Genomic DNA, 14,256 nt, shown 5'->3' with positions numbered 1-14,256 from the left:
ACTGTAATTCTATTGCTGCTTGCTCCAGTTCAGGAATTATATAATGCCCACCTTGCTTCACCACATGTACTTTCATACCCTAAATTAATTACTTGTTAAAAGCTTTGTGTATGTTTTCTGGCTATGAACTTAAGACTGGACATTATATATTGGTAGGGCGTGGCTTCAGCCCGCTAATGCCAGGTATCTGTTCTAAAGGCGGGCTGAAGCCACGCCCTACAGTTTTCAAAAACCAATGGACTCGATTGATTTCAATATTTAAACATTTACCTGATTACCCATAACTCTCAGCTATAATTCGTCATTCCTGCATGCTTCTAGCAGGAATCTAGTTGGTTAAGCATAGATTCCCAATAAAGCTTGTGCCCACGCTTGACTGGGTAGACTTCGGGGAATGGCCAGTTTGTTAACATACTGATTATTTACGTTTATTTTACTATGGCTGAGAGTCATACGTAATCAGGAATATTTAATGCATATAGGATCAAGGGCTCAGCCAGTAATACCGCTACCTGTCATTTTAGTTATACTAAATCAATTGGTTACGTATTTCATACATGATTAAAAATGGCCGCGACTGTAATAAACAATAGCTTACGGACTTTGTTTATTAAAAATTGGACCACAAAATTAATATACATCTGCTCAAGCCATTGTTTTTAAAGTGACTATGATTTTAGAAAACATGACAAGCATTTAGTCTTTATTGTTGTAATTCAACACTTTAATGCGTTACAGGTAGCGGTATTAGGCTCAGCCAGCTTGATCTTTGTTATAAATAATAACCCCAACTCGACTAATATGATCAATCAAATCGGTATTTTTTAGCTTCTCATATTGAGATAAATTCACCCAGACTCTAGAGCATTTACCTCATAATTCTTCTCTTCGCTTTTGTGATTTATATTGCCAGGCAGGTTTTGTGTTGCAACGATGTTATTTGCATCTTCACATTGCCCTGCCAAGACGAGGTCACGCATGATATGACCGGCTCCAATAGTCGATGATGAGTCTGCTCAGAAGAGAGGAAGTTAATAACTAGAAATACCTATAGCCTCAATTAGAGTTAAGCAAAGTGTGCCAAGTATTTAGATATTAGAGATAATTTTGCTTTAATCTACTCAAAATTCAAAATAGCTTGTATCTGCTGCTCAACATCAAACATCTCCTGAACCGATAGAGATGTCAATTTATCTGCTTGTACTCGATTTATATCTATGGCTCTGATTTGATCACATAACAGTTCTGAATTTTGCATAAGTCTGTCCCGTTTAGCAATACGATATCGTAAAGGGTAAGCATCATCTATAAGTTGCGTTGTAAGAGGGACAATTATTATCGTCGTGTGCCCAATATGATTGAGCATATTGGTCTGTAAAATCAAGACAGGCTTTGTTTTACCAGGCTCATAACCTTTGGAAGGATACAGTTTTGCCAAGTACACACTCCCCCTGTCAAACATCTTTTAACCCGTCGGCTATACTGCTGTCAAACTCTTTGATGATTGTACTGTTGGCATTGCGGACACGTAAGGATGCCTGCTTCATCTGCTCTTTCATTTCTCGTTTTTTCACCGCCCCTTCATATTCTCCCACAGCCCTACGAATCAACTCACTTTTACTAAGATGAAGATGTTTCGCCAGATTAGTCACATTGTCAAAAAAAGTATCATCCGTTTTTAATGTAATCGTTTTCATTACTTACTCCAGCGATTGCTTTAGTATTTTACTTACTTTAGATAAAGCTATCAAGACTGAGTGAAGCATATTTTGAATCAAGTTTGAATCAAGGGGTGCAAGGGATCAGCCAGCTTTATCTTTGTGATAAATAAAGCAATTTTAGGTTATAGGAGACGCATCAATCGCGAAATACAGGACACCTTGACAGATCTCCACGCTCTGCATTTCTAACATTAAGTTCAGACCACCTGAATTCTAAGATAATAACTTGATACCAATGATTCATGAGGTTGGTGCTGAGGTTACGAAGCTCAAAAATCCCAGTGCAATATCATGTTGGGCTTCGCAAGTTCAGCGCCAACCTACGGTTTTACTATCATCTTCATTACCTTGTGAAAACAGGCGAGAAGATGCGCTTCGTTCCTCAGCAGCATCCTACCTATTTTAGTCTCACCTTATTATCTTTGATGAATTGCTATGCTTTTGATTTTATTAGATTGGGATAAGGTGTTCTGAATATGCTTAAGCAGGCGTAAAAAAGCTTTAGATTTTTTTCACAACAACAGCTAAAGCTATTGTACTCCTGGTATTTCAAACAAAGCATTGATGGACATATTAACCAGGCTTTACCAGTAAATAATCTGCAAAAGCATTTAACTGCTGTAACAGTTTACTATAAGGCAATAACATACGAGCAGTATACAAACGATTTTTTGCTTCCAGCACTTGTTTTTCTGCTAGTAAATCCAAAATAGCCCGGCATTGCCGATCAATCATAAACTCACGCAAGGCAAAAGTTAAGTGAGATTTGTGAATATTTACTGAAAGCGTTATAGCTGCAATACTTTGTTCTATCTCTTCATTTATATAGAACTCCAAAGCTTTATGAATCCATTGTTGCGCCGCTAGTTCAGAATTCATTAAGGCACTCAGATCTGCCTTACATCGGGAACAAATGATCCTGTCTTTTAAGCGCGCATTACAACTGGGACAACGTTGCATCAAGATTCCAGGTAATAAATAATATCCTGCAATTGTGTGGAGGGATCATCCAATCCTTGAATATCTTTTGCAGCAATGCAATTGCTTAGCGTTTCAATTAAATCGATCATATCTTCTTTGTCTTCATTAGAGACTTGCTCAAACAAGCCCTCTGCTTTAACAATTAACGCGCGTGCCGTTATTATTTCCGCTGCCTCAGTCTGCACGACTTCTTCAGATGGTTGCTGTTCAATAATACGTGGATCCATTTGTCCTAATAATGAACTGATACGTTGTTTAGCGGTATCTAATGAATCGCCTTCAAATTGAGCTAAGGCATTTTTAATGCTGATGGATTTCTCTAGACCCGTCTCTTTTTCCTGCGCTGATACCTGTAACAAACCATTCAGATCCAGAGCCAGCGTTAATGTAATGACATTTCCTGCGGCAACATCCAGCAAGCCTTCTACCCGAAATTCACCAATTTTGACATTATTTAGCGCATCGGGGTCTTCACCCTGATACAGCGTAATTTCAACCGCATCCTGACCATCATAGCTGGTCGCAAAAGCATCGGATTTGCGATTGGGTAACACGGTATTTTTATGAATAATAGGCACGAACATAAAGGGGTACGGCGCACCATCCAGTGTTCCTATTGCACTGGTACCATAGGTATAAGGTGTAACGTCAACCAATACCTTATCTACCTGCTGCCCAGCAATCATAGCTGCTTGAATAGCGGCCCCCATAGTCACACATAAATCGGGATCGACTTCGCTATGCGGCTCAAAGCCAAACTCATTCAGCAAGCGCTCGCGTATACAAGGTGTGCGTGTTGAGCCACCCACCAGGATAATTTCATCTATATCGGTCGTGGTGAATTTCGCGCCTTTTAATGCAATATGTACAGCATCCAACGTGGCATTAATATAATCATCAATCATCTCTTCATAGGCCATACGGGAAAGCTCATAAGATAAATGTATGGCAACGCCTTCATGCTCCAGTAAGTATTCTTCATCGATCTGCGCATAGGGCTGCTCGGAAAGTAAAAACTTGGCCTGTTCCGCTGCGCGAGTAATACGTGCAAGCGCTTTACTATGGGCGCGCACATCGACTTGATAGCTATCCTGCAAGTGTTCAAGTAAATGTTCTACAATCTGCTGGTCAAAATCATCACCACCCAGTTGATTATCACCATGACTAGACAGCACTTCAACCACACCCAATTCAATATTTACGACCGAAACATCGAAGGTTCCACCTCCCAGATCGTATACTAAGACATGTCTCGATTCAGGTTGCTGAGTATCATAGGCAAGCGCTGCTGCAGTCGGCTCGTTAATCATCCGCACCACCTCTAAGCCGGCAATTTCTCCTGCTTCTCGGGTGGCCTGGCGTTGTGCATCAGAAAAATAAGCGGGTACGGTAATAACCGCTTTACTAACCGTTTGACCTAAATAAGCTTCGGCAATCGCTTTCAGGCGCATAAGAATCATCGCGGATATTTCCTGTGGTGTATAACTTTGATCCGCTAATACCACATGTGTATCTTGCCCCATCAAGCGTTTAATAGATTTAATGGTTCGCTCAGGATAAACCAGATACTGATTACGCGCAGTTTCACCCACGAAAATTTTTCCGTCATCACCCATACCCACAAAAGATGGCAGCATTTTTTGCTCGCCATCGGCAATCACTTTCACCTTACCATTTTCAACAATGGAAACTTCTGAGTTAGTCGTGCCTAAATCTATGCCAATAATAGTGTCGTTCATATATTATCCTGTGGTTCTTTTATTAACTTTGACTTCTGCCAGACGTAGTACCTGATCTTGATACAAAAAGCCCTTGCGTAATTCTTGCAGCACTATGCCATGCTCCCGTTCAAAATTCTCTTCGGTTTCCACTGCCGTCATGGTCAGAGGGTCCAGCTTGCGGCCTAGGCAATCGACCGCCCTCACTTGATACTGATGCAATACTTGTTCAAAGCGCCTAAGCGTCATTTGCTGACCTTGTTTAAACTGCTTGATAAACTGTACGTCTTTTGTTTTAGAATGTTTGAACAAGGCATTCACGGGTCGATAGTTGTTTAAAACATCGACGCCTGTGCTTAATCGATCATATAGATCTACCATTTCCAGCAGCATAGTACGCATTTGTTCAGCTTGTTGCTGAGCCTGTCGATCTTCACTGGCAAGCAATTCGGCAGCGAGAGTTTTATTATCTTGCTGAACTGTGTCTAGTGCAGAACTTAAGGTATCCAGAGTATTTTTAAATTGTCTGGATTCTGCTTTAACTTCTGTTTTTAAGCCAGTCAATTCTGCTAGCAAAGTATGTAGATCAGGTTGCTCTCCGGCAGCAAATGTTTCTGGGCGACTTTGCTGCAGATACTTCTGCAACTCTTCTAGTAATTCAGTTTTTTGTGCTTCTGTTGTCATGTCTTATCTGGGCGGGTAAAAGCATTTATAAGGCTAGCATCTTCTAGATCGATAGTTAATAATTTATGTAAGGATTCGGCATTAAAGTCAGGCGCTTGTTCTGTATGTAATAGCTTATCCAAAACACTATCAAAGTTAGCGGTTGGCAAGGTAAATAAGGCATGACTTACCCTGCTTTTATGATCTTTAATAGCGCTGTATGCATCATGAATTAACTGGAACTGTTGTTGATTATGATCAGGCGGATTGTTCTTAACCTGTTGTAAATAAGCCTGCTTGATTTCGACATCGTTGGCATCAACGGCAACATCGAGTATTTGGTAAGGAGTCTGCATAATATTCAGTGTTTAAAAAGGACAAGGAGCGGCGCTTGCGTTTTCATCTATGCCAAAAACCTCTATGACATCTTCAATATCTGTATCAATTTCTATCGATAATTCATCAGCAGCTCGAAGTATCATTAAAGCAGAAAATACATCTGGATTTACCATCATTGCCATAAACAGAAGTTTATCACCCCCTACCTGTTGCGCTAGTTCCTGAGACAGCTTTTCTGGAGTCATTTTTTTAACTAATGACTCTGACTTGTTATTGAGATCTATCATCACCCGATCCGGGAGATGACCAAATAGTGCATCAAGTGGGTCTTCAAATTCATCACTCATCGCTCCACTGGAATCACCAAATAATCCTTCAAGAAAACCCATATCACGTTCTGGATGTGCCTCAAAATAGCTATCCAGAAGTTTATCAATCAACATCGCGGTTGGGTAATCTTTATTTTCGGTCGCTTGCTCGTGTGCATTCTGCAAACGTTGAACTTCCCAGTAGCTATAGTCTTCGGCCTCACCATTGTTATCTGCATAGACGCGATAATAGGTCCAGATAGGCTTATTCCATTGCGCTTGAGCTACTCGGGCAATATGGCGTAATAGTTCAAAATGATCTAAGCTATCCAACACCTGGCACAGGCTTAGCATTAATTCTTCTGCATAAGCCTGCTCGGAAATTGATTTTTTTAAAGGTGCTTTAATTTTATCCAGCGCCTTATGTACATATTCCCAGTTGTCACTATCTACAGCGTACAACTTCAACTGTTGAATAAGTTCAGTCAATTCCTGCTTGCTTAATAAGTGTTCTTTTATCTCTGGTAACTCGCGTAAAACAGTCGCCACAGGCAAGCCATTCAGCATGGTTTCTACGCCAGCCTGAAAATGAATATTAACGGGGTCGGCATGCAAATCAGCGAGTGCAGTGGTAATTTTTTGCAAACCTTGTTGCTTATCTTCAGCAGCAAAATACAATAACGCATGCATTAATTGCAACTGCCTCTGATAGACTTTACCTGCATTGAGCTGTTCTGCTTTGCTCATTTCTTTTGCCACCAGCGAAAAGTTTTTATCCCGCATTAATCGCCGGGCGTGCGCCAGGTGACTGGAAAATAACGTTTGTTTGGCAAAGGTATTGAGCGGGTCTATGCCTAGTATTTTGTTGGCGTACTGACTGGCTTTTTTATAGGTCTTATTTCGCGTTGCGGCTTTAACTTCCTGGGTTAATACTTCTACATCTTGCGGAAATTTTTCTAGCGTTTTATTTAACCAAAACTTATAGTCTTTTGCAGTCTTCTGCTGGCTATAGTGGTGAATAATTTGCAGATAGGTATTACGATTATCCGGATCGTACTGCACGCTTTGAATTAATAACTCAGTGCGTTTATCAGCCTCGGGTTCTCTTGTTGCCATACGCTGTAATATCAAGGCAATTTGTAAGGCATTTTTGGCGACGTTATTTTCAAGAATAGCGATGCATTGTTTCCAGTAATAATCCGCATCATACAGATTATTATCCTGTTCGCAGAGTAAAGCTTTAACCCGATTCTCTTCAAATTCACTCGGCTCGCCAAAATGTTTGATAAAGTCTTTATTACCCGCAGGATAGCTGGCTAATAAGGTCTGGCAAAAAGGCTGAGCGGTATCAACCCCAATCAAATCTTTATATTGTATTGCCAGATTAAATTCCACCTTGTCAGATAACTGTTCATATTGACGGCTAAAGTGCTGTATAAAATCCAGTTGTTTTTTACTCAGGTCTTTTATCTCAGCAATAAACCGATCTTGCTGATGATTTAGCTTTACCAGTTCATACGCAAGTTCGGCACCCTCTTTAGTGCAAGCATGTAATAGCTTTGCAAATTGCGCATAAGGTGAGTTTGCAGGAATTTTGCTTAAAAGTGTCTGCGCTTGAGTTGATGAACCAGACAATGCGGTGATGGCACCACACAAGGTACGAAAATCTCTAAAGGCAGAGCGGTAGGGTAGCTGCTTTAAAGCTTCATTAAATGTATCAATACGGTTGTCTCGAAAAGCCTGTAATGCCGTCTGGATAATTTTAAAGTGTGCTATTAACGCAGAATCCTGTGCTAATAATTGCTCGAATTCAGGATGCTTTGTCAACATTAGAAAACCCAATACGCTTGCTAGCGCAGGGTATTGCTTATCTAATTGCTGCGCACTTAATTGCTTTAAACTGGCTGCAATTTTCTCCGCACTACTGCATTGTATTTGCCAGACTATATATTGATCCTGTGCTGCATAAGGCGGCTGTGCAAAAGCAATATGATTTTCCCACAAGGCTAGCGCTTCCGGATACATACCTTTTGCTGCAAACCCTATTGCCCGCTGTACATAACAATAAGCAAGATTATCCCGATATACCTGGTTAGCAGTATCCTGTAATAATTTCTTGTACAGTTTTATAGCTTCTTTGTATTGCGCTTTTTTTTGTAGAGATTCCGCTTGTACTACAAGCTCATGATCTAGCAAACCCGGAATAGATGATTGTTTATTCATTGAAACTAACAAATTAGGTAAAAAAGACACCAACAATTATAAAGTATCTAGCATTATAATGATCCAAGAAAAATCAGTTGCTCACGGCCTCTAGCACAAGCTCTTGATTCCACCGCACTACCAAAAAATACCCGCTTAACCTATGGGTGAAGCTAAGATTTTTTGAAAGTGTTATATTAATTCAACATCTTGCACTATAAATTCGCGCTCAACTGATTTTTCTAGGATAAAGATAACAACCAGGTAGTTGATCCAGCAAGAATCACAATATTAAGAGGACAAGCCCTAAAAAGCAATGAAGATGCCTTAGATGCTATCGTATGCCTATATATTGCTGGACTTTACGCAACCCAGCATCAGGGGACGAATATTTGGCGAACTGAGTTCCGGGGTCGTCTGGGTACCCTCAAGGCCTTGCTTATAGCGACTAAGTTCAATCACCTACATCATCTACATCAACCTGCCCGGTTAAGCGTCTACGTATATGTGACCAAGACATCCCTATTGCCAGCAGGGTAGCCAGACTCAGTAACGCTGCCCAGGTAATAGCCGTGGAGGATTCGACTTCAACGATACCATAGCTTGTCATTAACCAGACCAGCGTACCAATAAAAGCAGCCGCCAGAATCAAACCCAGTGCGCCCAAAGACTGTAAAGTTGACCTGATTAAAATAGTCCAGCCTATCAACATAACCACACCGGAAAATGCATGCTCAGCACCGAACCCTGTCCCTTGAGGTATCAGCGAATCTTGAACCCAGTGAAAATAGGAATACCCCGTCGGGTTATAGGTTAATAAGACAAGGGCGATAGTGCCCAGAAGGCGAAGTGTAAAACTTACAAAGTTAAATTTATTCATGATAGTATTCTAAATAAAAAAGTATTTTATTAAATAGGAATTGGGGTTCAGAGACTGTAAAAGTGTTTTTTGTAGGTTGGGTAGAGGTACGAAACCCAACAATCAAGGCCACGAAAGCTAATGATTGCCGGGGTTTTAAAGTCCACTCTAAGGAGCGAGGATTTTATAATGTCCGCAAGTATGACGTAGGATTTTGGCAGACTCGGGTAGTATTGAATTCTCGCTCCTAAGAAACTATGAAAGTATTATACGTAGGTTGGGGTGAAGCATGAACCCCAACAACCGAGGCTAAGTAAGTCATTGATTATTGGGGTTCGCAAGCTCACCCCAACCTACGAAACCTGTCGTTGTAAGTATAATATTGAATACTTTCACAGTCTCCTCATCTGCGCCAGAATCACGCAGGGCTAAAGACCCTGCTTCCAGATTTAGTTCCATATAATCGCAAACAAAACAGCAGGAGTTAATAATGATTTTAGCAGGTGATATAGGTGGAACAAAAACTGTTTTAGGCCTATATACAAAAAATCCTCAGGGTACTTTAGAATGCGTTTGTGAGCAGACCTTTGCCAGTAATGCTTACCCACAGTTTGATGATATCCTGGAACTCTTCCTAAAATCCGATAGCAAAATTGACACTGCCTGTTTCGGTATCGCCGGCCCTATTGTAGACCAGCGTTGCCAAACCACCAACCTGCCCTGGGTCATTGATGCACGAGAACTAGCAACTAAATTGGGTACCCCGAAAATTAAGCTGTTAAATGACCTAGAAGCAATGGCACTCGGCATTTTAAACAGCCCAGCTAACGACCTGGTTGAACTAAACCCTAATGCACAAACCAAAAACGGTAATATTGCCATTATCGCGGCTGGCACAGGCCTGGGTCAGGCGATTCTATACTGGGATGGTACACAGCATCAGCCGATGGCAACAGAAGGGGGCCATACAGATTTTGCCCCGCAAACCCCACAACAGGATCAACTCCTAGGTTATCTGCGCAAACTGTTTAAAGACCATGTAAGCTGGGAACGCGTACTTTGCGGCGATGGCTTTGGCTATCTGTATGATTTTTTGCTTGATATAGGCTTTGGAGCAGCTAACCCGGCGATACCTTCAGCAAGTCATGCCGATGATCGCAATGCAATGATATCTCGCTTAGGTATTAATAATGAAGATCCAGTCTGTATAGAAGTGGTGCGCCTGTTTACCGAACTCTATGCGGCAGAAGCTGGAAACCTGGCGCTTAAATGCTTATCATCCGGAGGAGTGTTTATTGGCGGAGGAATAAGTCCAAAAATTCGCCCTGCGCTGGAAAGTGCCGACTTCTTACGTGCCTTTACTGCCAAAGGCCGCTTTACAAACCTGCTCAGCCAAATGTCCATCAAACTGTCGCTGAATCCTAATACACCATTGATGGGAGCGGCTAATTATTTTTCTGATTAGGCAATTCCTAATCCAGAAAGTAAAGCCCTGCCCTAACGAGTCATTGTAATGCTTACCTGATTACGTACAACTCTCAGCTAGAGTAGAATAAACCTAGAAAATCAGCATGTTAAAAACCTCGTCATTCCCGAAGTTTTTTATCGGGAATCTGTACTAAACCTATGAGATTCCTGCTAAAAGATTGCAGGAATGACGGAGAATGGCTGAGAGTTATGGGTAATCAGGAATGCTTATGATCACTTACAAGGCAACTCGCAATAAATAACCCACCTCGCTGGTCTTTTTGTCCGTCATTAGCACTGTAGAAATAGTTACGTAGCCTGCTATGTGCCTACTGCTACAGCACTAATGACAAACAAAAATTCTGTCCAAATATCAGAACTCCTGATCTCGACATAAAGAAATCAAAAGCTTACCGTTTTCACAGAATAATTAGATGATACTAAAGTGCGTTGGCATCAAGTTATTATCCTAGGGTTCAGGTGGTCTGAATATTGGACGCTTATTTATTTCCAGGTGCCTAAATAAAATCCGCCTTGTCATGCTTTAATAGGCGAAAAATTCCGGGTAAAAGAATCAAGCCTACCAACAAAGTTGCAACACCTAGAACCCCTAACAGTAGATTTGCATGGTTTGCAAACAGCTTCATACCTACGCCGTACGCAATTGCCGAAGCCAGAATAAAAATCCAGTTTAACCAGTTAACTGAAGCAAATACCCTGCCTTTTTCACTGCTGGACGGACGCGCCTGAATAAATGTAAGTAGTGGCACGGAAAAGAAACCGGCTGCCGCCCCCAGCATCAAGAACAAACAGAATGCGACTGCCCGTATCGAAATGGGCGCTAGTGGAAAAATATTTGCTGCCGCTAGTAACTCTGGAGAATTTTTGACTTGATTAAAAGCCAGAATATTCTCAGCAGTAGGACCGTGAACAGGAATCAGGGATAAGCTCAACAAACATATTACCAATACTAATAACGCAGGAACAACTAGCCGGATATTCACTTTACCCCGTGACATGCGTCCAACCAAAACGCTACCTATTGCTATTCCCAAAGATGTCATAGCAACCATCAGACTGGTTTCAAAATTACTCAACCCCAATTGAAAACGACCAAATGCATTGACCGATGTTAAGGTGACTCCCCCCACAAACCAGAACCATGAATACACCAGCATAATGCGCATCATTAAGGGATCGCTACGATAAATACCACTCAGCGTCGGTAACATACTGATAAAAGACTTTGCCGATAGATGACGCTTTCTATCTGCAGGAGGGTTGCGGGCAATACCTAATGAAATAAATGTTCCCAACAACGCAATTCCAACCGTAACCAGACCCGCCAGATACATCCGGCCAACCAGTAAATCCGCTAGTAAGCCCGCAACAGCCACACCAAAAATGATTGCCAGAAAGGTGGTCATCTGCGTCAACCCGGTAGCTGATGCAAGATCATTAGCACGAACCAGTTCCGGCAGACCACCATATTTAGGCGGGCCAAAAAAAGCACTTTGCGCCCCTAAGAGAAATGCAACACCTGCCAGCAAGCAAAGATAAAGCGGGGCATCTTCGGCATCTGAGTTAACCACAGTGATCATTAAAAAAGCACCCACACCCAGCAATGCTATGATCACTTCAGCCACTTTGCATAACACCATTAATCGCCCTTTCCCAAAGCGATCAGATAAGTCACCTGCTAACCCAGAAAAAAGCAAAAAAGGCAATGCGAACAGGAACTGTACCACGGCTTGATACTCTATCCCTGCCAAGGTATATCCAACGCCTAGTAACAACACTAATTGCTTAAAAACATTATCGTTGAATGCCCCTAGAGCCTGGGTACCGAGAAAACAAAGAAATGACTTGTTTTGAAAAGGTAGAGGAAGCAACTCCTTGTTTTCAGGTATTGTCACTGGTGCATCATGTCCTGTTAGCTTTTGCTTAGTCATTTTATTTTGCTTCCTGGCAGAAAAGAAGATAAAGCTATTGCGGCGGGGATTATGTATATAGATATTTTATAACAGTCCCTATAGGGCTTAATCGGCCTTTAATGAGCTATTCCTACCTGCGCTTTAAACTTAATATTCTAAAATTATATTAATACCTAAATCCTGCAAGCCCATATTTTGACTCTCATTAACCTGTCTAGCTAAGTGGTTATTAGGTTTTTACTGCCGCTTTGCCAGCCCTCTTTGTCCAACCGATCAAAATATCCAGATTTAAATCATAAATAGAGGAAATTTTTTGTATCGTATGGATATCCCCCGAGCCCAAGGCAATAAACACCCTGCCAACGTGCCATGACCTTTTAATCAAAGTGACTTAACTTCGGTTAATGTTAAGCGAGTAACCCCACCTTAACCCAATCATCCCATTCCTGTGGATAGAGCGGATCTGCAGGTGTTCTGACTCTCAGCTGATTATTGCCTGTGAGTAATTTTCCAGCCACCCGAATCAGATAAGTACGAAGTGTATCCGGCTCCCATTGGCACAACGTTTTGTTGCCACTCAATTGAGCCATCCAGCGCACGGTATTGTAGGCAAGAACGGCGCAATGAAATAATGCGGCATTAGCCAGAAATTGATTCGTTCTGATTTTACCTAAACCCATTTGTGATTTTGCTTCTTCAATCCATGTTTCGCACGTCGCTCGTTCACCATACTTCTTATGTGTTTGCCAAGGCGATAGAGGTTCAGTTGTTACATAACAAAAATAGTCATATTCTGCCGTATCCCAAAGCTCGGACTGAGGTCCTGTCACTTGTTTAGGTTGCTTTATCCTGACCGCGACAAACTGACGAGAGCGAGACCAGCCACCACAACGATATTGAAACTCGCTCTGCTCCCAACCGGGTCGGCCTTGTATGGCTGTCCAGGCCTGTTTGGCCAGCAATGCGTTCAAATTCTTAAGTTTAACCTTTATTAGATACCCATGCCCTCTGGTATCGAGAAATTCAAGCAAATCACCGACAAAATAACCACTGTCACCGCGAAAAATAATGCGCATCCGATTGGGCAAGTGTGCAAGTAACTGTTTGGTAAATTCTACAACACCATTGCTTGTAAAGGCATTGCCTGTCCGGAACCAGGCTTGTAAAATTTCTTTTGTTTCCGCTAGAAAAGCGAGTTGTGGATGGTATGAACGGGCACCTTTCTTTTTGGGGTTGAAGCCTTTGGCACTTCCTTCTTGTCGACCACAAACGGTGTCCACAGTTGAATCGACATCGACCCACTGGACGGATTGTATGCCAGTTTTCGATTTTCCGGAACGAAGCAATCGCCGCCAGTGTTGACCACGCAAAGTATGCGTGAGCGTTTCAAACTGGCTTATCTGCCTATCACTTACTTCTTTAAAGATCCGTAAAATTGTGGTTTCAACAGGAATCTTTATCCAGCCAGCTACTTTGCGCAGTACGCTATCTGCCCATACGGTCGTCACCTTTGCCATTGATGTTGCTCCCCCCATCATGCCAACCAACGTCAATAGAACCACATCAGATAAGTGATGGTCTGCATTTTCACCCCGCCGATGTGGAACGCTTTGTTTTACGGTTTTTTCAAAACCTATCCTGTCTAAATATTTCACGACGGGAATCAGTCCCGCCTGGCTTGTCAATCCATGTGCTGTAGATGTCATTTTTACCGTTCGGGTACGGTTTCTTACGTGAGATGAGGATTTTGATACTTTAGAGGGCTTCATTAAAACAATGAGATAGTGAAATCAGGAAAATGATATTATATCATTGTTTAATAAGGAGTTTTGTGGATTATTATGTATAATGCTTGCAGGATTTAGGTAATAAGTTTTATATACTACCCTGAAAAAATAATCTGAATTTTTTCATCTATATAGTCCTAGTACACTTCATCTTGTATATTCAGCTACTCATTTAATGATCATCCTAAATATCTTTAGTTGCCCACAGAGTTTATTTTTTTATTGGATATATAATTATCAAGATTAGTTTCCACTAAAAACACCTTATTTTCTCTTT

At 41.5% G+C, this 14,256-nt stretch carries 11 protein-coding genes; 1 reads left to right on the top strand and 10 read right to left on the bottom strand.

The genetic code is table 11. The features are described 5' to 3' along the window. Nucleotides 1-1,117: 1,117 nt before the first annotated feature. From ACQY3F_RS22530 to ACQY3F_RS22495, 8 genes are all read right to left on the bottom strand, one after another. Complete coding sequence (locus tag ACQY3F_RS22530; protein ID WP_428357381.1) at nt 1,118-1,462, bottom strand: type II toxin-antitoxin system PemK/MazF family toxin; 345 nt, start codon at nt 1,460-1,462, stop codon at nt 1,118-1,120. Then, nucleotides 1,455-1,697, bottom strand: a complete 243-nt coding sequence (locus tag ACQY3F_RS22525) for a hypothetical protein (protein ID WP_428357380.1) — start codon at nt 1,695-1,697, stop codon at nt 1,455-1,457. The genes ACQY3F_RS22530 and ACQY3F_RS22525 overlap by 8 nt, the downstream gene beginning before the upstream one ends. 597 nt (nt 1,698-2,294) lie before the next feature. After that, a complete protein-coding gene (locus ACQY3F_RS22520) occupies nt 2,295-2,600 on the bottom strand; it encodes a hypothetical protein (protein ID WP_428357379.1) in 306 nt (101 codons plus the stop codon). A gap of 80 nt (nt 2,601-2,680) precedes the next feature. Beyond that, complete coding sequence (locus tag ACQY3F_RS22515; protein WP_428357377.1) at nt 2,681-4,441, bottom strand: Hsp70 family protein; 1,761 nt, start codon at nt 4,439-4,441, stop codon at nt 2,681-2,683. Nucleotides 4,442-4,444: 3 nt separating this feature from the next. Further along, complete coding sequence (locus ACQY3F_RS22510; RefSeq protein WP_428357375.1) at nt 4,445-5,104, bottom strand: nucleotide exchange factor GrpE; 660 nt, start codon at nt 5,102-5,104, stop codon at nt 4,445-4,447. Further along, nucleotides 5,101-5,439: a J domain-containing protein gene (locus ACQY3F_RS22505; RefSeq protein ID WP_428357373.1), complete on the bottom strand. Its 339-nt coding sequence runs from the start codon at nt 5,437-5,439 to the stop codon at nt 5,101-5,103. The genes ACQY3F_RS22510 and ACQY3F_RS22505 overlap by 4 nt, the downstream gene beginning before the upstream one ends. A gap of 12 nt (nt 5,440-5,451) precedes the next feature. Further along, entirely contained in the window at nt 5,452-7,953 is a 2,502-nt protein-coding gene (locus ACQY3F_RS22500) for a hypothetical protein (RefSeq protein WP_428357372.1), read from the bottom strand. Between the two features lie 433 nt (nt 7,954-8,386). Continuing rightward, the gene (locus ACQY3F_RS22495) at nt 8,387-8,812 is read right to left on the bottom strand and encodes a DUF6524 family protein (RefSeq protein WP_428357370.1); all 426 of its coding nucleotides are present in this window, start codon (nt 8,810-8,812) and stop codon (nt 8,387-8,389) included. A 469-nt stretch (nt 8,813-9,281) separates the two neighbouring features. On the opposite strand from ACQY3F_RS22495, the gene glk reads away from it, so the two are divergent. Further along, on the top strand, nt 9,282-10,256 hold the full coding sequence (gene glk, locus ACQY3F_RS22490; RefSeq protein ID WP_428357368.1) for a glucokinase: 975 nt from the start codon (nt 9,282-9,284) through the stop codon (nt 10,254-10,256). 520 nt (nt 10,257-10,776) lie between these two features. On the opposite strand, the gene ACQY3F_RS22485 is transcribed toward glk, so the two are convergent. Together ACQY3F_RS22485 and ACQY3F_RS22480 are read right to left on the bottom strand one after the other, a co-directional pair. Continuing rightward, nucleotides 10,777-12,210, bottom strand: a complete 1,434-nt coding sequence (locus ACQY3F_RS22485) for an MFS transporter (RefSeq protein ID WP_428357367.1) — start codon at nt 12,208-12,210, stop codon at nt 10,777-10,779. 389 nt (nt 12,211-12,599) lie between these two features. Continuing rightward, entirely contained in the window at nt 12,600-13,961 is a 1,362-nt protein-coding gene (locus tag ACQY3F_RS22480; protein WP_428352972.1) for an IS1380 family transposase, read from the bottom strand. Between the last annotated feature and the right edge of the window lie 295 nt (nt 13,962-14,256).

This window comes from Methyloprofundus sp., assembly GCF_965251085.1.
GTDB lineage: Bacteria > Pseudomonadota > Gammaproteobacteria > Methylococcales > Methylomonadaceae > Methyloprofundus.
The sequence above is the reverse complement of the archived record's forward strand: the minus strand, read 5'-3'. Positions and strand labels throughout refer to the sequence as shown.

Coding starts and splice junctions, on each gene's coding strand:
- ACQY3F_RS22510 (WP_428357375.1), bottom strand. CDS start 5,104: ATGACAACAGAAGCACAAAAAACTGAATTACTAGAAGAGTTGCAGAAG.
- ACQY3F_RS22495 (WP_428357370.1), bottom strand. CDS start 8,812: ATGAATAAATTTAACTTTGTAAGTTTTACACTTCGCCTTCTGGGCACT.
- glk (WP_428357368.1), top strand. CDS start 9,282: ATGATTTTAGCAGGTGATATAGGTGGAACAAAAACTGTTTTAGGCCTA.
- ACQY3F_RS22515 (WP_428357377.1), bottom strand. CDS start 4,441: ATGAACGACACTATTATTGGCATAGATTTAGGCACGACTAACTCAGAA.
- ACQY3F_RS22480 (WP_428352972.1), bottom strand. CDS start 13,961: ATGAAGCCCTCTAAAGTATCAAAATCCTCATCTCACGTAAGAAACCGT.
- ACQY3F_RS22525 (WP_428357380.1), bottom strand. CDS start 1,697: ATGAAAACGATTACATTAAAAACGGATGATACTTTTTTTGACAATGTG.
- ACQY3F_RS22520 (WP_428357379.1), bottom strand. CDS start 2,600: ATGAATTCTGAACTAGCGGCGCAACAATGGATTCATAAAGCTTTGGAG.
- ACQY3F_RS22485 (WP_428357367.1), bottom strand. CDS start 12,210: ATGACTAAGCAAAAGCTAACAGGACATGATGCACCAGTGACAATACCT.
- ACQY3F_RS22505 (WP_428357373.1), bottom strand. CDS start 5,439: ATGCAGACTCCTTACCAAATACTCGATGTTGCCGTTGATGCCAACGAT.
- ACQY3F_RS22530 (WP_428357381.1), bottom strand. CDS start 1,462: ATGTTTGACAGGGGGAGTGTGTACTTGGCAAAACTGTATCCTTCCAAA.
- ACQY3F_RS22500 (WP_428357372.1), bottom strand. CDS start 7,953: ATGAATAAACAATCATCTATTCCGGGTTTGCTAGATCATGAGCTTGTA.